Genomic DNA, 22073 nt, shown 5'->3' with positions numbered 1-22073 from the left:
GCGTATCACATTGCCATCACTGTAACGGCCGCTCGGAGCAATCCCTGAGTGCGGTACTGTGGTTTTTTATCGCGCAAAAAAAACCGCCGCTCCCGAAGGAGTGGCGGCTTTTGAAACGAAATGGCCGAGGCTTAGTAGCCCAGGTCGAAGTTCTCTTCTTTCATGTCCATCAGGTTGTTGGCGCCCGACAGCATGGTTGCAACGTGGGTGCGGGTACGCGGCAGGATGCGCTGGAAGTAGAAGCGCGCAGTCTGCAGCTTGGCGGTGTAGAAGCCTTCTTCGCTGGTGCCGGCAGCCAGTTTCTCAGCGGCCAGGCGGGCCATGTCGGCCCAGAAGTAAGCCAGGCAGGCATAACCGGAGTACATCAGGTAGTCCACCGAAGCGGCACCGACTTCTTCGCGGTCTTTCATGGCCGCCATGCCGACCTTCATGGTCAACTCGCCCCACTCTTTGTTCAGTGCCGCCAGCGGTGCAACGAATTCCTGTACGGCTTCGTTGCCTTCGTTGGCCTGGCAGAACTTGTGGACGATCTTGGTGAAGCCCTTCAGCGCTTCGCCCTGGGTCATCAGCACTTTGCGGCCCAGCAGGTCGAGGGCCTGAATGCCGGTGGTGCCTTCGTACAGCATCGAAATGCGGCTGTCGCGAACGTTCTGCTCCATGCCCCACTCGGCGATGAAGCCGTGGCCGCCGTAGATTTGCACGCCGTGGTTGGCGGATTCAAAACCGACTTCGGTCATGAACGCCTTGGCGATCGGGGTCATGAAGGCCAGCAGTGCGTCAGCCTGTTTCTTGGCTTCGTCGTCAGTGCCGTACTTGACCACGTCAACCTGCTTGGCGGTGAAGTACACCATCGCGCGGTTGCCTTCGGCGAAGGCTTTCATGGTCAGCAGCATGCGGCGCACGTCAGGGTGCACGATGATCGGGTCAGCGGCCTTGTCCGGCGCTTTCGGGCCAGTCAGGGAGCGCATTTGCAGGCGGTCGCGAGCGTATTTGAGGCCGCCCTGGAAGCCGATTTCAGCGTGGGACAGGCCTTGCAGCGCGGTGCCCAGGCGAGCGGTGTTCATAAAGGTGAACATGCAGTTCAGGCCTTTGTTCGCCGGGCCGATCAGGAAACCGGTGGCCGCGTCGAAGTTCATCACGCAGGTGGCGTTGCCGTGGATACCCATCTTGTGTTCCAGGGAACCACAGGACACCGCGTTGCGTTCGCCAATCGAACCGTCGGCGTTTGGTACGAACTTGGGAACGATGAACAGCGAAATGCCTTTGGTGCCAGCCGGTGCGTCCGGCAGGCGAGCCAGCACGATGTGGACGATGTTGTCGGCCATGTCGTGTTCGCCGGCCGAGATGAAGATCTTGGTACCGGAAACCTTGTAGGAACCATCAGCCTGAGGCTCGGCCTTGGTGCGCAGCATGCCCAGGTCGGTGCCGCAGTGCGGTTCGGTCAGGCACATGGTGCCGGTCCACTCGCCCGACACCAGTTTGGTCAGGTAAGCCTCTTGCTGCTCGGGAGTGCCGTGCTCGGAAATGGTGTTCATCGCGCCATGGGACAGGCCCGGGTACATGCCCCACGACCAGTTGGCCTCGCCGACCATTTCGCTGACCGCCAGGCCCAGGGATTCCGGCAGGCCCTGGCCACCGTGCGCCACGTCGTGGGCAAGGCTTGGCCAGCCGCCTTCAACGAACTGTTTGTAGGCTTCTTTGAAACCGGTAGGGGTCTTAACGCCTGACTCGCTCCAGGTGCAACCTTCGATATCACCCACGCGGTTCAGCGGTGCCAGTACCTGCTCACAGAACTTGGCGCCTTCTTCGAGAATGGCGTCAACCATGTCCGGGGTAGCGTCCTGGCAAGCCGGCAGGCTCTGATAGTGCGCTTCATAGCCAAGCAGTTCGTCACGAACGAAGCGAATATCACGTAAGGGGGCCTTGTAGTCAGGCATAGCGATAAACCTCTGCTGATGTATCTGGGATGAACAACCGCATGGATGTGTTGTGGCGGTCAAACAGTTGTTTGAAACATACGTTTACGACCAATCCTTGTCAAGCGTCGCGCAAACGCCGTTTGTCATGACGCAGGTCAACGTCAGGCACGGCAAGGCCTGCAGCGAAATGCCGCATGACGATTCAGGAGGAAAAAGATTATTGAGCGGTGAAGATCAATGTGGGCGCTGGCTTGCCTGCGATGCGGGCGCCGCGGTGTATCAGGAGGATCGAGGTGACGCTATCGCAGGCAAGCCAGCTCCCACAGAGAAGCCAGCTCGCACGATAAGAGGGGGGGTTATGCGTAAGTATCGATCAAGGTGCCGAGCATTTCGTCGGAAGCCTTGGCGACTTTGGCGCCCAGTTCAACCTGGAACTTGCCTTGGGCCATCTCGACCATGTTGCTCGCCGAGTTGCTCGCCTGATTGGCGTCTACCGAACGCAAACGATCATTTTGCGCGTCCGAAGGCTGGGAAGTGGCGGCGCTGGCAATCTTGCCGGCGGCCTGGTCGACACGGTTCTGCCCGGTCTGAATCGCGCTCAGTCCCGAGTAAAACGCACTGCTACCAGAGATTTCCATGGCGTGGACCTGCCTATAAGAGAATCGTGAACTGTTATTGAAGCAGACCTACCGGCAAAACGCCCGTCAAAAACACTAATGGCATAATGCCTTCGCGATAGGCAAAACTAGTCAAGCAGGTCCAGTTGCAAGTACGCGGCGACCGCTTCGGCGCTGGGATGCTTGAGCTTGGGCACCCTTCCCAGGCATGGCGCGGGGAGTCGTTCAGCCAGGGTCGCGAGGTTTTCTTCCAGACGAGAGGTCTTGGGGTCGATGATATTGGCCACCCAGCCCGCCAGCGGCAACCCGTCCCGGGCGATGGCTTCTGCGGTCAGCAACGCGTGGCTGATACACCCCAGCCGCACACCCACCACCAGGATCACCGGCAGCTTCAGCGCCTGGGCCAGGTCCGACAAATTGTCCTGGTCCGCCAATGGCACACGCCAGCCGCCCGCACCTTCGATCAAGGTGAAGTCCGCCTGCTTGGCGAGAACGTGCTGCATGGGTTTCAACAACGACTGCACCGTCAGCGCCACGCCGGCTTCACGGGCCGCCAGATGCGGCGCGATGGCCGGCTCGAAGGCCACCGGGTTGACCTCGGCATAACTCAACGGCAACGAACACTCGGCCAGCAACGCCAGGGCGTCCGAATTGCGCAGGCCCTTGGGCGTCAGCTGGCACCCAGAGGCTACCGGCTTGCCCGCCGCCGTACTTTTGCCGGCTTGCCGCGCGGCATGCAGCAGGCCGGCAGCGACGGTGGTCTTGCCGACGTCGGTGTCGGTCCCCGTGATGAAGTAAGCGGCATTCATAGAGGTTTCTCCAGGACGGCGTACACCACTTGATAAGTTGCCGGCAGGCCCTGGGCCTGGCGGAACTGCTCGTAGGCTTGCACCAGTGCAACAATCCGCGCCCGGCCCGTCAACCCTCCTGGGCGCCCCGGGTTCAGATTGTGCGCACCCAACGCTTTCAGTTCGTGGGTCAGGCTGCGCACGTCGGGGTAATGCAACACGTGGGGACACTGCTCCAGGCTGCGCACCCGCAAACCACTGGCTGCGCACAGTTGCTCATAAGCACTGAACGGCCGGAAGCGGTTCACATGAACCATACCATCCGCTGCGCGCCAGCTTTCGCGCAACTCATCCAGCGTACCCACGCAGAGGCTGGCAAACGCCAGCACGCCGCCGGGCTGCAATACGCGCCGCGCTTCGCTGAGCACTGCGGCAAAATCCGAGCACCACTGCACCGCCAAACTGGAGTAAATCAGCCCGCAACTGGCGTCCTGCAACGGCAAGCGCTCGGCATCGCCAGCGATGAAATGTTGTGCACCGCCCAGCGGCCGGGCGTGTTTGAGCATGCCCTCGGCGATATCCAGGGCGAAACCCTGGCTACCCGCAAATGACTGGCCCAGCACACGACTGAAATAACCCGTGCCGCAGCCCAGGTCCAGCCAGCGTTGTGGAGAAAGACCTTCGGGCAAACGCCGCAGCAGCTCGCTGCCCACCGCACGCTGCAACTCGGCAACGCTGTCGTAACTGGCGGCTGCGCGGGAAAAGGAGGCCGCTACCTGGCGCTTGTCTGGCAAGCCGCCGGGCAGCACATGGGACAAATCAGTCATCACCGCACTCATGCAAAAAAGCCTGGATGGCCCCCGCCACACCGTGGGGGTCCTCCAGTAGAAAAGCGTGACCGGCCTGTTCAATCAGGCCGATTTCAACGTCAGGCAACAAGGCGAACAACTCACTGGCCACTTCAGCCGGAACCAGCCCGTCCAGCCCGGCAAACAGATGCAACTGCGGCCCTTGAAAGTCGACCAACGCCTGACGGGTGTCCAATCGGCCCAACAGCTCCAGACCACTGAGCAAGGTCTGCGCGGAGGTTTTAGGGGCACCCGCCAGCAATAGCCGAGCAAGTGATCGGGGATCGCTGGAACCCCGGGCGCAAAGCAGACTGAAGCGTTTTAACGTCGCAACCGGATCAAGGCGGCAACCGTTAAGAAACGCCATAAAATCCTCTTCGTGCATGCCATGGTCCCAGCGGGGCCAGGCCACGAAGCTTGCGTTGCTGGCAAAGGTGAGCAAACCGCAACAATGATCACCGCGCCGCGCGGCCAACTCGGCAGCAAGCATGCCGCCGAGGGACCAACCACCCAGCCAGACGTCTTGGGGCAAGGTCGAATCCAGCTCATCGAGCCACTCTTGAAGGTCGTCCGACTCCACGTCCGGCAACGGTTCGATCTGCACCCGCAAGTGTTCATCCAGCCCCTGCAACGCCGCCGCCAGCGGTTCCAGCGGCGAAACGCCGAGGCCCCAGCCAGGCAGCAGTATCAGTCGATCACGCATGGTCGGGCTCCTGGCCTAACAAGCGGAAACACTCTTCCAATGCGCTTAACAATAGCTGCACCTGGGCTTCACTGTGGGCTGCCGTGAGAGTCACCCGCAGACGGGCACTGCCGGCGGGCACGGTCGGTGGGCGGATCGCGGTCACCATCAGCCCGCGCTCGCGCAGCATCTGCGACAAACGCACGGCGCGGGCACTGTCGCCAATCATGATCGGCTGGATCGGCGTGAAACTGTCCATCAGTTCCAGGCCAATCTGCTCGGCGCCCTGACGGAACTGGCGGATCAGCCCATTGAGATGCTCCCGCCGCCAATGCTCGGTGCGCAGCAGTTCCAGGCTTTTCAGCGTGGCGCAGGCCAATGCCGGCGGTTGGCTGGTGGTGTAGATATACGGGCGGGCGAACTGGATCAGGCTTTCGATCAGCTCTTCGCTGCCCGCGACAAACGCGCCGGCAGTACCGAAGGCTTTGCCCAGAGTGCCCACCAACACCGGAACGTCTTCCTGGCTCAAACCGAAATGCTCGACGATCCCGCCACCGTTGGCGCCCAAAGGCCCGAAGCCATGGGCGTCATCCACCATCAACCATGCGCCCCTGGCCCGGGTTTCACGGGCCAGCGCCGGCAAGTCGGCCAGGTCACCGTCCATGCTGAACACGCCGTCGGTCACCACCAGCGTATTGCCGGTGGCTTTCTCCAGGCGCTTGGCCAGGCTTTCAGCATCGTTGTGCAGGTAACGATTGAAGCGCGCACCCGAGAGCAAACCAGCGTCCAGCAACGAGGCGTGGTTAAGGCGGTCTTCCAGCACCGTATCGCCCTGCCCCACCAGCGCGGTGACGGCGCCAAGGTTAGCCATGTAACCGGTGGTGAACAGCAGCGCCCGCGGGCGCCCGGTGAGGTCGGCCAGGGCCTCTTCCAGTTCATGGTGCGGCGTGCTGTGGCCGATCACCAGATGCGAAGCGCCGCCACCCACGCCCCAGCGAGCCGCGCCCGCGCGCCAGGCTTCAATCACTTGCGGGTGATTGGCCAGGCCCAGGTAATCGTTGTTGCAGAACGCCAGCAACGGCTGGCCATCGACCACCACGTCAGGGCCTTGCGGGCTCTGCAGCAGTGGACGTTGGCGATACAGGTGTTCGGCACGACGAGCCGCAAGACGCGCGGCGAGATCGAAAGACATGAGACCTCGGTAGATCAGGTTGAACGCAGTCAAAAATGTGGGAGCGGGCTTGCTCGCGAAAGCAGTGGATCAGTCAGCTTATGTATTGGCTGACACACCGCCTTCGCGAGCAAGCCCGCTCCCACATTTGGATGGCATTCCAAAGTGGACGTATCAAACAGCCGCGTTATAGAACTGCTCGCTGCTCTTCTGCTCCACCAGCGCCTGCTCGATCGCCGCCTGGTGCACTTCATCGGCGTGCTCTTCGCGGGCTTCCGGCAGGATGCCCAGGCGCGAGAACAGTTGCATGTCCTTGTCCGCCTGCGGGTTGGCAGTGGTCAGCAGCTTGTCGCCGTAGAAAATCGAGTTGGCGCCAGCAAAGAATGCCAGGGCCTGCATCTGCTCGTTCATCGCCTCACGCCCGGCCGACAGCCGCACATGGGACTGCGGCATCAGGATGCGCGCCACCGCCAGCATGCGGATGAAGTCGAACGGGTCGATGTCGTCGGCGTTTTCCAGCGGCGTGCCGGCAACTTTCACCAGCATGTTGATCGGCACCGATTCCGGATGCTCCGGCAGGTTGGCCAACTGGATCAGCAGGTTGGCGCGGTCGTCCAGGGACTCGCCCATGCCGAGGATGCCGCCGGAGCAGATCTTCATCCCCGAATCACGCACGTACGCCAGGGTTTGCAAGCGCTCACCGTAGGTGCGGGTGGTGATGATCGAACCGTAGAACTCCGGCGACGTGTCGAGGTTGTGGTTGTAGTAATCGAGGCCGGCCTGGGCCAGGGCTTCGGTCTGGTCCTGATCGAGACGGCCGAGGGTCATGCAGGTTTCCAGGCCCATGGCCTTCACGCCTTTGACCATCTCCAGCACGTAGGGCATGTCTTTGGCTGACGGATGCTTCCAGGCGGCGCCCATGCAGAAACGGGTCGAACCGATGGCCTTGGCGCGGGCGGCCTCTTCGAGGACCTTCTGCACTTCCATCAGCTTTTCTTTTTCCAGGCCCGTGTTGTAGTGGCCCGACTGCGGACAATATTTGCAATCTTCCGGGCAAGCGCCGGTCTTGATCGACAGCAGCGTGGAAACCTGGACGCGGTTGGCGTCGAAATGCGCGCGGTGCACGGTCTGCGCCTGGAACAACAGGTCGTTGAAAGGCTGCACAAACAGCGCTTTGACTTCGGCTAAAGACCAATCGTGACGCAGGTTGGCAGTGATGCTGGCGCTCATGGGCGATTCCTTGATTATGCTTTGGCAAGCCCTGTGGAGTAATACCCACAGGTACGACACGGATGCTCGGCATATTTAAGGAAGATTCATGCACTGTCAACTTGAGAACAAACACGAGGTTTACATCTGGTTAAAAAGCAACCAAACCTGTTTAATCTGCGATGAAAGCAGCGGAACGGCCGATCCTGTCTGCAGCGCCTGCGAAACCGAGCTGCCCTGGCTGATGGAGCATTGCGAGGTGTGCGCACTGCCATTGCCGGCGACTGGCCTGGAGTGCGGCCAGTGCTTGAAGCAACCTGCGGCGTTCAAGCAGGTTGTCGCGCCGTGGACCTACAGCTTCCCCATCGACAGCCTGATCAGCCGTTTCAAGCATCAGGCCCGCTGGCCGCTGGGGCATCTGCTTGCGCACCTGTTGGGACAATTCCTGCAACACCGCTATGAAGATGCCGCGCTGGCTCGCCCCGACTGCCTGCTGCCCGTGCCCCTGGCCCGCAAACGCCTGCGGGAACGGGGGTTCAACCAGGCGGCAATGCTCGCCCGCTGGCTGAGTGAGGACTTGAACATCCCCTGGGATGAGCACCTGCTGTCACGGCCGCGTGAAACCGTGGCGCAGCAAGACCTGGACGCCAGGACCCGCAAGCGCAACCTGCACCAGGCCTTCGCCCTGGCCGACGGAGCGCAAGTCAAAGGCCGGCACTTGGCGCTGATCGACGACGTACTGACTACCGGCGCTACCGCCAGCAGTCTCGCCCGCCTGTTGATGGATGCCGGCGCCCGACAGGTGGATGTGTATTGCCTGGCACGGACGCCCAAGCCCGGCACATGACTTGACTCGCGGGCGCCCTGCCCGCAACGTCAGCCCATTCCATCGAAGCGTGTAACCATGTCCCTGCCAACCCTCTTGAGCCAACACATCGTCCGTCGCCCGCAGCGCATTGCACTGCTGCAACATATTGCCGAACAAGGCTCCATCACCCGCGCCGCAAAGAGCGCGGGGCTGAGCTACAAGGCGGCCTGGGACGCCATCGACGAACTGAACAACCTGGCGCAAAAGCCCCTGGTGGAACGCAGCGTCGGCGGCAAGGGCGGTGGCGGCGCCAGGTTGACGGCCGAGGGTGAGCGGGTATTACGCCTTTACCAACGCCTGCAGGTACTGCAAGCCCAGGTGCTGGATTCCGCCGAAGACGCCAGCGACTTCAACCTGCTGGGCCGCCTGATGCTGCGCACCAGCGCACGTAACCAGTTGCACGGCCGGGTGATCGCCATCGACAGCCACGGCCGCAATGACCTGATTCGCCTGGAGCTGGCAGCCGGGCTGCGCCTGGATGCGCAGATCACCCACGACAGTACCTTGCGCCTGGAGCTGGAGATCGGCACCGAAGTCGTCGCCCTGATCAAGGCCGGCTGGCTTGAAGTACTGGCCGTCACGCAGGCAGCAACACCTGGACACAATTGCCTGGAAGGAAAAATCGACGCCATTCTCGATGCCGAAGACGGCCCCAGCGAGGTGCGGATCACCTTGCCCAACGGCCAGGTTCTCTGCGCCCTGGCCCGGCCCGACGCGCTTGCGCAGATCCATGCCGCCGAAGGCCTGCAGGTGAAGGTGCAGTTCTCCCCCAGCAACGTGCTGCTGGGCACTCCGGTGTAGCGCTTCAAACTGCAACAATTTCGTCACGACTGCTCCCTAAGGTGGCTGCAAAAACCCGCAGGGAGCCTGAAATGAGCCTATTAGAAGAAAACCAAGCCACCGACCTGGAACAGATGGTCGGCCTCAGCCGCCGGCGTTTTATCGGCGCCGGCGCCCTGTGCGGTGCCGCGATGTTCCTCGGCGGCAACCTGCTGACCCGCAGCGCCCTGGCGGTCAACGCCGCGTCGAACAGCCCGCTTCTGGGCTTCGCCAGCATCGCCTCGGCCACCAGCGACACCATCACCCTGCCGCCCGGCTACAGCGCCTCGGTACTGATCAGCTGGGGCCAGCCGCTGCACAAGAACGCGCCGGCCTTCGACCCCAGCGGCAACGGCACGGCCAAGGCCCAGGAACAGCAGTTCGGCGACAACAACGACGGCATGAGCCTGTTCGCCTTCCCCGGTGACGACAACCGCGCGCTGATGGCGATCAACAACGAATACACCAACTACCGCTACCTCTACGCCCACGGCGGCGCGCCGCAATCGGCCGAAGACGTGCGCAAGGCGTTGGCCAGCGAAGGCGTGTCGGTGATCGAAGTACGGCGCAAAGGCGACACCTGGCAGTTCGTCCAGGACTCGCGCTACAACCGGCGCATCCACGGCAACTCGCCGATCCGGCTCGGCGGCCCTGCGGCGGGCCATGCCTGGCTGAAAACCAGCGCCGACAAAACCGGCAAAAAAGTCCTCGGCACCTTCCAGAACTGCGCCAACGGCAAGACCCCATGGGGCACGTATCTCACCTGCGAAGAGAACTTCACCGACTGCTTCGGCAGCAGCAACCCGCAACAAACCTTCGACGCCGGGCAGAAACGCTATGGCGTGGTGGCCGCCAGCAAAGACATCAACTGGCACCCCCACGACCCGCGCTTCGACATGGCCAAGAATCCCAACGAACTCAACCGCCATGGCTGGGTAGTGGAAATCGACCCGTTCGACCCGCAATCCACACCGGTCAAGCGCACCGCCCTCGGCCGCTTCAAGCATGAAAATGCTGCGCTGGCGGAAACCCGCGACGGCCGCGCCGTGGTGTACATGGGCGACGACGAGCGCGGCGAGTTCATCTACAAGTTCATCAGCCGCGACAAGATCAATCACAAGAATCCCAAGGCCAACAAGGACCTGCTGGACCACGGCACCTTGTATGTGGCGATTTTCGACGCGGGCGACGGCAATGCCGACCATCCCAAGGGCCAGGGCCAATGGGTCGAACTGACCTACGGCAAGAACGGCATCGACGCCAACAGCGGTTTTGCCAGCCAGGCCGAAGTGCTGATCCACGCGCGCCTGGCCGCCAGCGTGGTGAAAGCCACCCGCATGGACCGCCCGGAATGGATCGTGGTCAGCCCCACCGACGGCCAGGTGTATTGCACCCTGACCAACAACGCCAAGCGCGGCGAAGACGGCCAGCCGGTGGGCGGCCCGAACCCGCGGGAGAAAAACGTCTACGGGCAGATCCTGCGCTGGAAGGCCAACGCCAACGACCATGGCGCGCCGGACTTCAGCTGGGATTTGTTCGTGGTGGCCGGCAACCCGACCGTGCATGCCGGCACGCCAAAAGGCGGCTCGTCCAACATCAACCCGCAGAACATGTTCAACAGTCCCGACGGCCTGGGCTTCGACAAGGTCGGGCGGTTGTGGATCCTCACCGATGGCGACTACAGCAACGGCGGCGACTTTGCCGGGATGGGTAATAACCAGATGCTGTGTGCCGACCCGTCGACCGGTGAAATTCGGCGGTTCATGGTGGGGCCGGTGGCCTGTGAAGTGACCGGGATCAGCTTCTCGCCGGACCAGAAAACCCTGTTTGTGGGGATTCAGCATCCGGGGGAAACCGGTGGGTCGACCTGGCCGGAGCATCTGCCAAATGGCAAGCCACGGTCCTCGGTGATGGCGATTCGTCGGGATGATGGCGGGATCGTCGGCGCCTGACAAGGCGCCATCGCGGGCAAGCCCGGCTCCCACAGTTGACCGATTACTCCTGTGGGAGCCGGGCTTGCCCGCGATGGCGGACTAACAGTCACCACCTATCTCGACCCCGGTGCGTTACCATACCCGGCCGGACGCGGCGCCCTGCTGCGCGCAGGAGTTCGCATGGCACACCCGTTTGAAACACTGACCCCTGACCTGGTGCTCGACGCAGTCGAAAGCATCGGTTTCCTCAGCGACGCCCGCATCCTCGCGCTCAACAGCTACGAAAACCGTGTCTACCAGGTCGGCATCGAAGACTCCGAGCCCTTGATCGCCAAGTTCTATCGGCCGCAACGCTGGACCAACGAAGCGATCCTCGAAGAACACAGCTTCACCTTCGAACTGGCCGAGTGCGAAGTGCCGGTGGTGGCGCCGATGATTCACAACGGTGAAAGCCTGTTCGAGCACGCGGGTTTCCGCTTCACCCTGTTCCCGCGCCGTGGCGGACGCGCACCGGAGCCGGGCAACCTCGACCAGTTGTATCGCCTCGGCCAATTGCTCGGCCGCCTGCATGCGGTCGGTTCCACCCGCCCCTTCGAACACCGCGAAGCCCTGGGCGTGAAGAATTTCGGTCACGATTCCCTGAACACCCTGCTGGAAGGCAACTTCATTCCTCGCAGCCTGCTGCCAGCCTACGAGTCCGTGGCCCGCGACCTGCTCAAGCGGGTGGAAGATGTCTACAAGGCCACGCCCCACAAGAACATCCGCATGCACGGCGATTGCCACCCCGGCAACATGATGTGCCGCGACGAGATGTTCCACATCGTCGACCTCGATGACTGCCGCATGGGCCCCGCCGTTCAGGACCTGTGGATGATGCTCGCCGGTGATCGTCAGGAATGCCTGGGGCAACTGTCGGAATTGATGGACGGCTACCAGGAATTCCACGACTTCGACCCGCGCGAACTGGCCCTGATCGAACCGCTGCGCGCCCTGCGCCTGATGCACTACAGCGCCTGGCTTGCACGGCGCTGGGACGACCCGGCGTTCCCCCACAGCTTCCCGTGGTTCGGCAGCGAACGTTACTGGGGCGACCAGGTGCTGGCGTTGCGCGAGCAGTTGTCGGCGCTCAATGAAGAACCGTTGAAGCTGTTCTGATCCCTGCCGTCTGGGCCCTGACCTTGGGCCCTACACTTTCAACACACATCCGCTGACAAATATCCTTACAATCGCGGCTTTGTTAGCTGCCTAAGCAAGGATTCTGCATGCAAGCCGCCAACCCCCGTCGCGGGTACATATTGGGCCTGAGCGCCTACGTCATCTGGGGCCTGTTCCCGATCTACTTCAAGGCCATCGCCAGCGTTCCCGCCGCAGAAATCATCGTCAACCGCGTGCTGTGGTCGGCGCTGTTCGGCAGTCTGCTGCTGATAGTCTGGAAACACCCGGGCTGGCTCCGAGAACTGCGGGACAACCCCAGGCGCCTGGCGATCCTGGCCCTGAGCGGCACCTTGATCGCAGCCAACTGGCTGACCTACGTGTGGTCGGTGAACAGTGGCCGCATGCTGGAGGCCAGCCTGGGTTACTACATCAACCCGCTGGTGAACGTGCTGCTGGGCATGGTGATCCTCGGCGAGCGCCTGCGCCGCCTGCAATGGGTGGCCGTGGGCCTGGCAGCGGTAGGTGTGGCGCAACAGGTATGGCAAGTCGGCAGCCTGCCGTGGGTATCCCTGGTCCTGGCGGCGACCTTTGGTTTCTACGGGTTGATCCGCAAGCAGGCGCCGGTCAAGGCATTGCCCGGGCTGGTGGTGGAAACCTGGATGCTGGTGCCGATTGCCATCGCATGGTTGCTGTTCAACCCCTCGGCCCACAGCGCACAGATGGAATTCTGGAGCACCTCCGAAGCGTGGTGGCTGGTGGCCGCAGGCCCGGTGACGCTGATCCCGCTGGTGTGTTTCAACGCCGCCGCACGGCATTTGCCCTACACCGCCCTGGGCTTCCTGCAATACGTGGCGCCCACCCTGGTGCTGCTGGAAGCCGTGCTGTTGTTCAACGAACACCTGGCACCCGCCACGCTGATCGCCTTCTGCTTTATCTGGGCCGGCCTGGTGGTTTACAGCATCGACGCCTGGATGACTGTGCGGAAAAACTGATCAAATAACGTACAAACCTCTGCAAGCCACGGCCGGTGTGGCTTGCAGGCATTCACCCCAAGGTTATCCACAGCCTGGTCCCCGGCGTTTGTGCACAAGCCCTTGAAACTGTTCGTTTTTTAGCCAGCCGGCGAAGAGCCACGGCCCGCCTGGGCCGGACGCGGGTCTCTACAGGTTATCCACAGGCCCATGCAAGATTTCCATGCATAACCTTGTGGGCAACTATTCCTCGCTGCGTAGTTCCAGTTCCACCATCAAGTCGTCGGCCAGGGTTTCCAGCGCCGCCTGCAAGGTTTCCAGCGGCAGCGTCAACGGCACCGCCAGCAAGGCTTCGGCGTGGAACAGCAGGTCGCTGCTCATGGGCGCCGGGCGCACGTCGGTGATCAAGCGCTCCAGGTTGACGCCCTGCTTGCTGAGCAGCGCGGTGATGTCGCGAACAATCCCCGGCCGGTCGTTACCGACCAGTTCCATCGCGATGGGTTGCGACTCGCTGGGGGCGAGCGAACTGCTTTCGCCCAGCAGCACGCGAATGCCGTGGGTGGACAAGTCTTCCAGCGCGACAATCAAGTCCAGCCGATTTTCCGCCGGCACGCTCACCCGCAAAATCCCGGCAAACTGCCCGGCCATGTGCGCCATGCGGCTTTCCAGCCAGTTGCCGCCATGGGCGGCGATGCATTGGGCGATGCGTTCGACCACACCGGGTTTGTCCGGGGCGATGACAGTCAGTACGAGATGGTCCATGGTGTCGTCCTCTTCTTATGAAAATCAGGTAGGAACCAGGCGTTCCCCTCGTACCTACCAAGGTGGACTCAGGTAGCCACGAAAACAAATCGTGTACCATTTTTATATTTATATGGAACAATCCAATAGTTTTTTGAGAACATCCCGTACCCCACTGTGACCGTACGACCAAAGTGGGTCGCTAAACGACGTATTTAGTCTAATTTTCACAACCGCAACTCATCATGTAGTATGCCCAATCGCGCACTACATAACGTTAGGTCGATGTCTGCCAAGGCAACCACGCACCGCGACGCAGCCCGCCCAGCCGCCTTCTACGGCATGTACTGGTGCAGCGTGTTCACGGTTTACATGGCCAGAGGCTTCATTGGTAAATTGAAAAGCTGAAAAGCGCATAAGCTCCGCAGAGTGAGGCAAGCAATGACTGAACACGTTCAAGTCGGTGGCCTGCAGGTCGCCAAAGTCCTGTTCGACTTCGTGAACAACGAAGCCATTCCTGGTACCGGCATTACCGCCGACCAGTTCTGGGCCGGTGCCGATAAGGTCATCCACGACCTGGCGCCGAAGAACAAAGCCCTACTCGCCAAACGCGACGATTTTCAAGTGCGGATCGACACCTGGCACCAGGCACACGCCGGCCAGGCCCACGACGCGGTGGCCTACAAAGCCTTCCTTCAAGATATCGGATACCTGCTGCCAGAAGCCGCGGATTTCCAGGCCTCGACCCAAAACGTCGACGAAGAAATTGCCCACATGGCCGGCCCGCAGCTGGTAGTGCCGGTGATGAACGCCCGTTTCGCCCTCAACGCTTCGAATGCGCGCTGGGGCTCACTGTATGACGCGCTCTATGGCACCGATGCCATCAGCGAAGCCGACGGCGCCGAGAAAGGCAAAGGCTACAACAAGGTGCGTGGCGACAAGGTCATCGCCTTCGCCCGCGCCTTCCTCGACGAAGCCGCACCACTGGCTGCCGGCAGCCATGTGGATTCCACCGGCTACAAGATCGTCGACGGCAAGCTCGTGGTCAGCCTCAAGGGCGGCAGCAACAGCGGCCTGCGCAGCGATGCCCAGTTGATCGGCTACCAGGGCGACGCAGCCAAGCCGACCGCCATCCTGCTGAAGCACAACGGCCTGCACTTCGAAATCCAGGTCGACGCCAGCACCCCGGTCGGCCAGACCGACGCCGCCGGCGTGAAAGACGTGCTGATGGAAGCCGCCCTGACCACCATCATGGACTGCGAAGACTCCGTCGCCGCCGTCGATGCCGATGACAAGGTGGTGATCTACCGCAACTGGCTCGGCCTGATGAAGGGCGACCTGTCGGAAGAAGTCGCCAAGGGTGGCAAGACCTTTACCCGCACCATGAACGCCGACCGCGTCTACACCGGTGCCGACGGCAAGGAAGTGACCCTGCACGGTCGTTCGCTGCTGTTCGTGCGTAACGTTGGCCACTTGATGACCATCGACGCGATCCTCGACAAGGATGGCAACGAAGTGCCGGAAGGCATTCTCGACGGCCTGCTCACCAGCCTGTCGGCGATCCACAGCCTTAACGGCAACACCAGCCGCAAGAACAGCCGCACCGGTTCGGTGTACATCGTTAAACCGAAAATGCACGGCCCCGAAGAAGCTGCGTTCACCAACGAGCTGTTCGGTCGCATCGAAGACGTGCTGAAGCTGCCGCGCAACACCCTCAAAGTCGGGATCATGGACGAGGAGCGCCGTACCACGGTCAACCTCAAGGCCTGCATCAAGGCCGCCAGCGAGCGCGTGGTGTTTATCAACACCGGCTTCCTCGACCGTACCGGCGACGAGATCCACACCTCCATGGAAGCCGGCGCGATGGTGCGCAAGGCCGCCATGAAGGCTGAGAAGTGGATCGGCGCCTACGAAAACTGGAACGTGGACATCGGCTTGAGCACCGGCCTGCAAGGCCGCGCACAAATCGGTAAAGGCATGTGGGCGATGCCCGACCTGATGGCCGCCATGCTGGAGCAGAAGATTGCTCACCCGCTGGCCGGCGCCAACACGGCGTGGGTTCCTTCGCCGACGGCGGCTGCGCTGCATGCGCTGCACTACCACAAGGTTGACGTGTTCGCCCGCCAGGCCGAACTGGCAAAGCGCGAACGTGCTTCGGTAGACGATATCCTGACCATTCCCCTGGCCCAGAATACCGATTGGTCCGAGGAAGAAATCCGCAACGAGCTGGACAACAACGCCCAAGGCATCCTCGGTTACGTGGTGCGCTGGATCGACCAGGGCGTGGGTTGCTCGAAAGTGCCGGACATCAACGACGTCGGCCTGATGGAAGACCGCGCCACCCTGCGTATCTCCAGCCAGCACATTGCCAACTGGTTGCGCCACGGCATCGTCAATGAAGCCCAGGTGATGGAAAGCCTCAAGCGCATGGCGCCGGTGGTGGACCGTCAGAACGCCGGGGATGCGCTGTACCGTCCGCTGGCTCCGGATTTCGACAGCAACATCGCGTTCCAGGCAGCGGTGGAGTTGGTGATTGAAGGGACCAAGCAACCGAACGGCTATACCGAGCCGGTGTTGCACCGTCGGCGTCGGGAGTTCAAGGCCAAGAATGGTCTGTGAGTAAGCGCTAGAAACGAAAAAGCCCTGACCTATCGATCAGGGCTTTTTTGTTTGGGATGTCAATCGGACTCAACGGTGTAGTTCCCATTAAGCGTGACCGTTCCTCCGTCCGATTCAAACGTTACGTTTGTAAGTTTCCCGATGTGCTTGAAGGTAGTACCGGACTCCGGACGATCGACCAGCACAGTGAGGTCACCCAGCACAGGCTGATGGTATGAATGGCCGTCGGCATCGCGGTAGGTGACATTAAGAAGTGGAGCTTTCCGATGATGCGGCCCGGCTTTCAAGTCGCTTCCGTAGTAGATACGAACACTCTCAACTGCACCGTCCAAAGCGCTCCAGGAGAGATAGCCAAAGACGTCTGTAGGCACAAATACATGACTCAAGGTGCCATCTCGCGAAACTTCAATACGAGCATCACCACTGCTTAAAGTCTTGGCCTTGTGCAGTTCTTTCTCATCGATATTGAATTTTTCAGTACTCATGATGAACTCCTGTTCACAAATTGATTAGGTGCAGGCCTGCGACCCACCCCCTCCTAATCAGTAAACATGCGAAGTTCGATACTTTCCTACTGTCAGAATTGACAGTTCTTCGCGAAATCAGACCAATGGCACCGTCTAGGACGCCATCCCCAACTCCCGCTTCACCATTTTCGCCAGCTTCACGCTATCAATCGGCTTGAGCAAAAAGTCCACCACGCTCAAATGCATCGCATCAATCACATCCGGCGCTTCGGCGTCACCCGACATGATGATGATCGGCAGCGCCGCCCGGGTGGATTCGCGCACCTGGCGAATCAATTGCAGCCCGTTGCTCGGCGTCATGCGCAGGTCGGTGATCAGCAAGCCGATGGAGCTGCTGGAACTCAACAAGTCCCATGCAGCCTCGCCGCTGTCGGCGGTCATGCAACGAATGCCGTCCAGGCCAAGAATTTCTGCCAACAGTTCGCGCGCGTCCTTGTCGTCATCCACGATCAAAACCCGTTGTGGCGGCAAATCCGGCTCCTGCATAACTGCACTCAGGGCCTCGCGCTCGGCATCACTCAAAATATCGTGGTCGGACATACGTTTCTCGGCAGTTCTATTCAATCTCCCAGCACAGAAGTCAGACATCGCCGGAAGGGCGAACAATGTGCACTTCGTCGGAAAGTTTGCCTAGTGGGCGTTCTACGGGGTTTGGACGATATTCATGTAAGGTTTTTCCCTAGTAAGTGAGGGCGAATCGCTACCTAGACTTACGTCCAATGGGCACCCGCAGCGCAGGAGTCGACCATGGGGCACGATAACGACAAAAAAACTGCGGTCATAGGTATGAGTAAAGCTGATGCTTTCACACAAGCGGGGAAAACCGCTGTGTTGCAGAACATCCACGGCACCCTGCAATTCCTGCAACGCTTCCCGCCGTTCAACCAAATGGAAAACGCCCACCTGGGATTTCTGGTAGAGCAGTGTCAATTGCGCTTCTACGGCCCCGGCGAGAGCATCCTCAAGCCCTCGGGCGGGCCGGTGGAACACTTCTATATCGTCAAGCAGGGGCGCGTAGTCGGCGAGCGGCCGGACTCGACAGAAACCACCTTTGAAATCACCACCGGTGAATGTTTTCCGCTGGCGGCGCTGCTGGGGGAGCGGGCCACCCGTACCGAGCACAAAGCCGCCGAAGACACCTTCTGCCTGCAACTGAACAAGCCGGCCTTTATCAAGCTGTTCGCCCTTTCCAGCGCGTTTCGCGACTTTGCCTTGCGCGGCGTGAGCAGCTTGCTGGACCAGGTCAACCAGCAAGTCCAGCAAAAGGCCGTGGAAACCCTCGGCACCCAATATTCGCTGAACACCCGCCTGGGCGAATTGGCCATGCGTCACCCGGTCACCTGCAGCCCGCTGACGCCGCTGCGTGAAGCGGTCACGCAAATGCACGAGCAGCAGGTGGGCAGCATTGTGATCGTCGATGAACACAAGGCGCCCCTGGGGATTTTCACCCTGCGGGACCTGCGCCAGGTGGTGGCCGACGGCACCAGTGATTTCAACCAGGGCATCGAGCGCCATATGACCCAGGCGCCGTTTTTCCTCACGCCGGACCACAGCGCGTTCGACGCGGCGATTGCGATGACCGAGCGGCATATCGCCCACGTGTGCCTGGTCAAGGATCAGCGCCTGTGTGGCGTGGTGTCCGAGCGTGACCTGTTTTCCCTGCAGCGGGTTGACCTGGTGCACCTGGCGCGCACCATCCGCAATGCACCCAGGGTCGAAAACCTGGTGGCGATTCGCGGCGAAATCGGCCAGTTGGTGGAGCGCATGCTCGCCCACGGCGCGTCGTCTACGCAGATCACCCACATCATCACCTTGCTCAACGATCACACGGTGTGCCGTGTCATCGAGTTGACCCTGGCCGATAAAGGCGATCCGGGCGTGCCATTCAGCTGGCTGTGTTTCGGCAGCGAGGGCCGCCGCGAGCAGACGCTGTATACCGACCAGGACAACGGCATCCTGTTTGAAGCCCGGGACGCCGCCGAAGCCGCCGAGATTCGCGGGCGCCTGCTGCCGCTGGCACAACAGATCAACCAGAGCCTGGCGCTGTGCGGCTTCAGCCTGTGCAAGGGCAATATCATGGCCGGTAACCCGGAGCTGTGCCTGTCCCGGGCGGAATGGGCGCGGCGCTTTGCCGGGTTTATCCGTGAGGCGACGCCGGAGAATCTGCTGGGTTCGAGCATCTATTTTGATTTGCGGGTGGTGTGGGGCGATGAGCAAGGGTGCGAGCAACTGCGCCAGGGCATTCTCGACCAGGTGGCAGACAACCGTTTGTTCCAGCGCATGCTGGCCGAGAACGCGTTGCGCCAGCGCCCGCCGGTAGGGCGCTTCCGGGATTTTGTGTTGACGCGCAAAGGCGCCGACAAGGCAACCCTCGACCTCAAGGTGCAAGGCCTCACGCCATTTGTCGACGGTGCCCGTCTGCTGGCATTGGCCAACGGCATCAGCGCCATCAACACCCTGGAGCGCTTGCGCCAACTGGTGGCCAGGGAAGTCATCGAACGCCTTGATGGCGCCGCCTATGAAGAGGCCTATCACTTCATCCAGCAAACCCGCATGCAACAACACCAACTGCAAACCCGCGAGAACCTGCCCTACTCCAACCGCGTCGATCCCGACAGCCTCAACCACCTCGACCGGCGCATCCTGCGCGAATCCCTGCGCCAGGCCCAACGCCTGCAAGGCAGCCTGACGTTGCGGTATCAGCTGTGAGCTGGTTTGGCTGGTTGCGCAAAGCCAAACCTGGCCTGGATGCGGCGCAACAACGGCGCGTCGAACAATTGCCCACACCTGGGGAGCTGGGGGACGGATCGCTGCGGGCCCAGCGCTGGGTGGTGGTGGACCTGGAAACCAGCGGCCTGAACCTCAATCGTGACCAGGTGCTTTCCATTGGCGCCGTGGTGATCGAGGACGGCGCAGTGGACTTCTCGCAATTGTTCGAACGCACCCTGCACCGGGCCGAGACCAAGCTCAACCCCAGCGTGCTGATCCATGGCCTGGGGCCCAGCGCCATTGCGGCGGGCAGTGACCCGGCAGAAGCGCTGATGGACTTCATGGAGTTTGTCGGCGACAGCCCGCTGCTGGCGTTTCATGCGCCCTTCGATCAACACATGCTGTGCCGGGCACTCAAGGACAGCCTGGGCTATCGCTTGAACCACCCGTTCCTGGACGTGGCCGATATCGCCCCGCTGCTGTGCCCCGACGCCAACATCCGCGAAGCCGGGCTGGATGACTGGATCACGCATTTCAAGCTGCAAGTGGGCGAGCGTCACCATGCCAGTGCGGATGCGTTGGCAACGGCGGAACTGATGCTGATCTTGTTCAGCCGCGCACGGCAGCAGCAGATCGACAGCCCGCACGCGTTACAACAGCGCCTCGGCCAATGGAAACGCCGCAAGCAAGCGCCCTCATTCTAAGTGTGGCGAGGGAGCTTGCTCCCGCTGGGGTGCGAAGCGCCCCCAAATCAGCCAACCCATTTCCAACTGAATAAATGCACTGCCTGGATTACGACTGCTGCGCAGCCGAGCGGGAGCAAGCTCCCTCGCCACAGTAAGCGGCATCATCATGATAGATAGCATTACGCCGCCGCCCGACCAACGCCAATTGCACCCGCCTTACACCTCTGCCACAATCGCGAATAATTCTCGTTAGTTTAAACTTTCCGATCGGTGTCGCCTTGTCGTCAATCCAAAGTCCCCACAGTGAGCTTGTTGGCGCGTTGTACCGCGACCATCGCCGCTGGCTGTTGGCGTGGCTGCGACGCAACGTGGCCTGCCCCAGCCGCGCCGAAGACCTCAGCCAGGACACCTTCATGCGCCTGCTGGGCCGTGAAGAACTGCGTGAACCCCGCGAGCCGCGGGCGTTCCTGGTGGCCATCGCCAAGGGCCTGCTGTTCGATTATTTCCGCCGCGCCGCGCTGGAACAGGCTTACCTTACCGAACTGATGCTGATCCCGGAAAGTGAGCACCCGTCCCCGGAAGAACAGCAACTGATCCTCGAAGACCTCAAGGCCATCGACCGCCTGCTGGGCAAACTCTCGAGCAAGGCCCGCGCGGCCTTCCTCTATAACCGCCTCGACGGCATGGGCCACGCCGAAATCGCCCAGCGCCTGGGGGTTTCCGTGCCCCGGGTGCGGCAATACCTGGCCCAGGGTATCCGCCAGTGCTACATCGCCCTGTATGGCGAGCCGCTGTGAGCCCGGTCAGTTCTAAGCCGGTGTCGGCGCGGGTGCTCGACGCGGCCATTGCCTGGCAACTGTCCCTCGACTCGGGCGACGGTAGTGCCGTGGAGCAGGAAGAATTCGCCAAATGGCTGGCCAGCAACGAAGAACACGCCCGCGCCTGGCGCCAGTTGGGCATGCTCGATCAGCGTTTCAGTGTGGCCTCGGGCCCGGCCCGTGCGGCATTGCTGCAGTCGCGCGAAGGCATTCGCCGCCGCGTGCGCAAGCTCGGCAGCGGCCTGGCCAGTGTGGTGCTGGTGTGCGGCCTGGCATTGTTCGTCGGCCAGCGCTACGTGCCGCTCAACTATTGGCTGGCAGACCAGCGCACCGCCACCGGTGAACAGCGCACCCTGAAGCTGGCGGATGGCACCGTGATCAACCTCAACACCCACAGCGCCATTGACGTGCGCTTTGACGAGAAACGTCGGCTGATCGTATTGCAGGAAGGCGAGATCCTTGTCGAAACCGGCCACAACGACGCCCGCCCGTTTTTTGTCGAAACCCGCGAAGGCAGCCTGCGCGCCCTGGGCACACGGTTTATCGTCAAGCGCGAGGAAGATGGCACCCGCCTCAGCGTGTTGCAGTCTGCCGTCGGCGCACAGCCTGAAGCGCTGCATCAAGAGCAGATCTTCAAGGAAGGCCAGCAAGTGCTGATGCGCCGCGACAGCCTCGGCCCGATGCTTGCCGTCAGCCCCGGCACCGACGCCTGGACGCGCGGCATGCTGGTGGTGGACAACGCGCGGCTCGGCGATGTGGTTGCCGAACTGAGCCGCTATCGCACCGGTTACCTGGGTGTGGATAAACAGGTGGCCGACCTGCGGATCACCGGCAGCTTTCCGTTGCACGACACCAACCTGGCACTGAACGCGCTGCTGCCGACCTTGCCGGTGCAGATTCAACAACACACGCCGTGGTGGGTGACGGTGGCGCCCAAGCCGTAGGCTCCTGTGGTGCATAGGCCATTGTCATCGCAGGCAAGCCAGCTCCCA

At 61.6% G+C, this 22073-nt stretch carries 20 protein-coding genes; 10 read left to right on the top strand and 10 right to left on the bottom strand.

What is annotated here, in order from left to right:
• Positions 1 to 131: 131 nt before the first annotated feature.
• The 7 genes from ACIOMR_RS07875 to bioB all read right to left on the bottom strand — a co-directional run bounded on the left by ACIOMR_RS07875 (position 132) and on the right by bioB (position 7255).
• The gene (locus ACIOMR_RS07875) at positions 132 to 1937 is read right to left on the bottom strand and encodes a phenylacyl-CoA dehydrogenase (RefSeq protein WP_177050192.1); all 1806 of its coding nucleotides are present in this window, start codon (positions 1935 to 1937) and stop codon (positions 132 to 134) included.
• Positions 1938 to 2275: 338 nt separating this feature from the next.
• On the bottom strand, positions 2276 to 2557 hold the full coding sequence (locus ACIOMR_RS07870; RefSeq protein ID WP_008434375.1) for a hypothetical protein: 282 nt from the start codon (positions 2555 to 2557) through the stop codon (positions 2276 to 2278).
• A gap of 107 nt (positions 2558 to 2664) precedes the next feature.
• Complete coding sequence (gene bioD, locus ACIOMR_RS07865) at positions 2665 to 3345, bottom strand: dethiobiotin synthase (protein ID WP_008434374.1); 681 nt, start codon at positions 3343 to 3345, stop codon at positions 2665 to 2667.
• Positions 3342 to 4151, bottom strand: coding sequence for a malonyl-ACP O-methyltransferase BioC (gene bioC, locus ACIOMR_RS07860; protein WP_134327422.1), 810 nt, complete (start codon positions 4149 to 4151; stop codon positions 3342 to 3344). The genes bioD and bioC overlap by 4 nt, the downstream gene beginning before the upstream one ends.
• Positions 4144 to 4875, bottom strand: coding sequence for an alpha/beta fold hydrolase (locus ACIOMR_RS07855; RefSeq protein ID WP_177041272.1), 732 nt, complete (start codon positions 4873 to 4875; stop codon positions 4144 to 4146). Before ACIOMR_RS07855 ends, bioC begins: the two co-directional genes overlap by 8 nt.
• Positions 4868 to 6046: an 8-amino-7-oxononanoate synthase gene (bioF, locus tag ACIOMR_RS07850; protein WP_177041270.1), complete on the bottom strand. Its 1179-nt coding sequence runs from the start codon at positions 6044 to 6046 to the stop codon at positions 4868 to 4870. The genes ACIOMR_RS07855 and bioF overlap by 8 nt, the downstream gene beginning before the upstream one ends.
• A gap of 153 nt (positions 6047 to 6199) precedes the next feature.
• Positions 6200 to 7255, bottom strand: coding sequence for a biotin synthase BioB (bioB, locus tag ACIOMR_RS07845; protein ID WP_003211072.1), 1056 nt, complete (start codon positions 7253 to 7255; stop codon positions 6200 to 6202).
• Between the two features lie 88 nt (positions 7256 to 7343).
• On the opposite strand from bioB, the gene ACIOMR_RS07840 reads away from it, so the two are divergent.
• The 5 genes from ACIOMR_RS07840 to rarD all read left to right on the top strand — a co-directional run bounded on the left by ACIOMR_RS07840 (position 7344) and on the right by rarD (position 13002).
• Entirely contained in the window at positions 7344 to 8081 is a 738-nt protein-coding gene (locus tag ACIOMR_RS07840; protein ID WP_401193257.1) for a ComF family protein, read from the top strand.
• Between the two features lie 57 nt (positions 8082 to 8138).
• Positions 8139 to 8903: a TOBE domain-containing protein gene (locus ACIOMR_RS07835; protein WP_177008818.1), complete on the top strand. Its 765-nt coding sequence runs from the start codon at positions 8139 to 8141 to the stop codon at positions 8901 to 8903.
• 71 nt (positions 8904 to 8974) lie between these two features.
• The gene (locus ACIOMR_RS07830; protein WP_401193254.1) at positions 8975 to 10873 is read left to right on the top strand and encodes a PhoX family protein; all 1899 of its coding nucleotides are present in this window, start codon (positions 8975 to 8977) and stop codon (positions 10871 to 10873) included.
• Between the two features lie 162 nt (positions 10874 to 11035).
• On the top strand, positions 11036 to 12010 hold the full coding sequence (locus ACIOMR_RS07825) for a serine/threonine protein kinase (RefSeq protein WP_087694744.1): 975 nt from the start codon (positions 11036 to 11038) through the stop codon (positions 12008 to 12010).
• 107 nt (positions 12011 to 12117) lie between these two features.
• Positions 12118 to 13002 carry an EamA family transporter RarD gene (gene rarD / locus ACIOMR_RS07820; RefSeq protein ID WP_003211079.1) on the top strand — a complete coding sequence of 295 codons (885 nt, stop codon included), beginning with the start codon at positions 12118 to 12120 and terminating at the stop codon, positions 13000 to 13002.
• A gap of 222 nt (positions 13003 to 13224) precedes the next feature.
• Here rarD and ACIOMR_RS07815 read toward each other — a convergent pair whose 3' ends face one another.
• Positions 13225 to 13743 carry a glycine cleavage system protein R gene (locus ACIOMR_RS07815; protein WP_401193250.1) on the bottom strand — a complete coding sequence of 173 codons (519 nt, stop codon included), beginning with the start codon at positions 13741 to 13743 and terminating at the stop codon, positions 13225 to 13227.
• Between the two features lie 420 nt (positions 13744 to 14163).
• Here ACIOMR_RS07815 and ACIOMR_RS07810 point away from each other — a divergent pair, with 420 nt between their 5' ends.
• Entirely contained in the window at positions 14164 to 16341 is a 2178-nt protein-coding gene (locus ACIOMR_RS07810) for a malate synthase G (protein WP_177050202.1), read from the top strand.
• Between the two features lie 59 nt (positions 16342 to 16400).
• Here the strand turns inward: ACIOMR_RS07810 and ACIOMR_RS07805 are convergent, their stop codons facing one another.
• Together ACIOMR_RS07805 and ACIOMR_RS07800 are read right to left on the bottom strand one after the other, a co-directional pair.
• Positions 16401 to 16826, bottom strand: coding sequence for a hypothetical protein (locus ACIOMR_RS07805; RefSeq protein ID WP_087694746.1), 426 nt, complete (start codon positions 16824 to 16826; stop codon positions 16401 to 16403).
• A 135-nt stretch (positions 16827 to 16961) separates the two neighbouring features.
• Positions 16962 to 17408: a response regulator gene (locus tag ACIOMR_RS07800; RefSeq protein WP_003211086.1), complete on the bottom strand. Its 447-nt coding sequence runs from the start codon at positions 17406 to 17408 to the stop codon at positions 16962 to 16964.
• Positions 17409 to 17654: 246 nt separating this feature from the next.
• Here ACIOMR_RS07800 and ACIOMR_RS07795 point away from each other — a divergent pair, with 246 nt between their 5' ends.
• The 4 genes from ACIOMR_RS07795 (at position 17655) to ACIOMR_RS07780 (ending at position 22025) form a co-directional block, all read left to right on the top strand.
• Positions 17655 to 19577, top strand: a complete 1923-nt coding sequence (locus ACIOMR_RS07795; protein WP_003211088.1) for a putative nucleotidyltransferase substrate binding domain-containing protein — start codon at positions 17655 to 17657, stop codon at positions 19575 to 19577.
• Positions 19574 to 20281, top strand: a complete 708-nt coding sequence (locus tag ACIOMR_RS07790) for a PolC-type DNA polymerase III (RefSeq protein WP_401193245.1) — start codon at positions 19574 to 19576, stop codon at positions 20279 to 20281. The genes ACIOMR_RS07795 and ACIOMR_RS07790 overlap by 4 nt, the downstream gene beginning before the upstream one ends.
• Before the next feature lie 260 nt (positions 20282 to 20541).
• Positions 20542 to 21060, top strand: a complete 519-nt coding sequence (locus ACIOMR_RS07785) for an RNA polymerase sigma factor (RefSeq protein WP_134327431.1) — start codon at positions 20542 to 20544, stop codon at positions 21058 to 21060.
• Positions 21057 to 22025: a FecR family protein gene (locus ACIOMR_RS07780; protein WP_177008822.1), complete on the top strand. Its 969-nt coding sequence runs from the start codon at positions 21057 to 21059 to the stop codon at positions 22023 to 22025. Before ACIOMR_RS07785 ends, ACIOMR_RS07780 begins: the two co-directional genes overlap by 4 nt.
• The last annotated feature ends 48 nt before the right edge of the window (positions 22026 to 22073 follow it).

The sequence above is a fragment of the Pseudomonas sp. NPDC087814 genome (assembly GCF_044742865.1).
In the GTDB taxonomy this organism is placed as follows: domain Bacteria; phylum Pseudomonadota; class Gammaproteobacteria; order Pseudomonadales; family Pseudomonadaceae; genus Aquipseudomonas.
Note: the sequence above shows the minus strand (reverse complement) of the source record. Positions and strands in the feature narration are given on the sequence as shown.

What these genes read in the sequence shown, in the direction of transcription:
- ACIOMR_RS07875 (WP_177050192.1), bottom strand. Translation starts at nt 1,937, where the DNA reads ATGCCTGACTACAAGGCCCCCTTACGTGATATTCGCTTCGTTCGTGAC.
- ACIOMR_RS07870 (WP_008434375.1), bottom strand. Translation starts at nt 2,557, where the DNA reads ATGGAAATCTCTGGTAGCAGTGCGTTTTACTCGGGACTGAGCGCGATT.
- bioD (WP_008434374.1), bottom strand. Translation starts at nt 3,345, where the DNA reads ATGAATGCCGCTTACTTCATCACGGGGACCGACACCGACGTCGGCAAG.
- bioC (WP_134327422.1), bottom strand. Translation starts at nt 4,151, where the DNA reads ATGACTGATTTGTCCCATGTGCTGCCCGGCGGCTTGCCAGACAAGCGC.
- ACIOMR_RS07855 (WP_177041272.1), bottom strand. Translation starts at nt 4,875, where the DNA reads ATGCGTGATCGACTGATACTGCTGCCTGGCTGGGGCCTCGGCGTTTCG.
- bioF (WP_177041270.1), bottom strand. Translation starts at nt 6,046, where the DNA reads ATGTCTTTCGATCTCGCCGCGCGTCTTGCGGCTCGTCGTGCCGAACAC.
- bioB (WP_003211072.1), bottom strand. Translation starts at nt 7,255, where the DNA reads ATGAGCGCCAGCATCACTGCCAACCTGCGTCACGATTGGTCTTTAGCC.
- ACIOMR_RS07840 (WP_401193257.1), top strand. Translation starts at nt 7,344, where the DNA reads ATGCACTGTCAACTTGAGAACAAACACGAGGTTTACATCTGGTTAAAA.
- ACIOMR_RS07835 (WP_177008818.1), top strand. Translation starts at nt 8,139, where the DNA reads ATGTCCCTGCCAACCCTCTTGAGCCAACACATCGTCCGTCGCCCGCAG.
- ACIOMR_RS07830 (WP_401193254.1), top strand. Translation starts at nt 8,975, where the DNA reads ATGAGCCTATTAGAAGAAAACCAAGCCACCGACCTGGAACAGATGGTC.
- ACIOMR_RS07825 (WP_087694744.1), top strand. Translation starts at nt 11,036, where the DNA reads ATGGCACACCCGTTTGAAACACTGACCCCTGACCTGGTGCTCGACGCA.
- rarD (WP_003211079.1), top strand. Translation starts at nt 12,118, where the DNA reads ATGCAAGCCGCCAACCCCCGTCGCGGGTACATATTGGGCCTGAGCGCC.
- ACIOMR_RS07815 (WP_401193250.1), bottom strand. Translation starts at nt 13,743, where the DNA reads ATGGACCATCTCGTACTGACTGTCATCGCCCCGGACAAACCCGGTGTG.
- ACIOMR_RS07810 (WP_177050202.1), top strand. Translation starts at nt 14,164, where the DNA reads ATGACTGAACACGTTCAAGTCGGTGGCCTGCAGGTCGCCAAAGTCCTG.
- ACIOMR_RS07805 (WP_087694746.1), bottom strand. Translation starts at nt 16,826, where the DNA reads ATGAGTACTGAAAAATTCAATATCGATGAGAAAGAACTGCACAAGGCC.
- ACIOMR_RS07800 (WP_003211086.1), bottom strand. Translation starts at nt 17,408, where the DNA reads ATGTCCGACCACGATATTTTGAGTGATGCCGAGCGCGAGGCCCTGAGT.
- ACIOMR_RS07795 (WP_003211088.1), top strand. Translation starts at nt 17,655, where the DNA reads ATGAGTAAAGCTGATGCTTTCACACAAGCGGGGAAAACCGCTGTGTTG.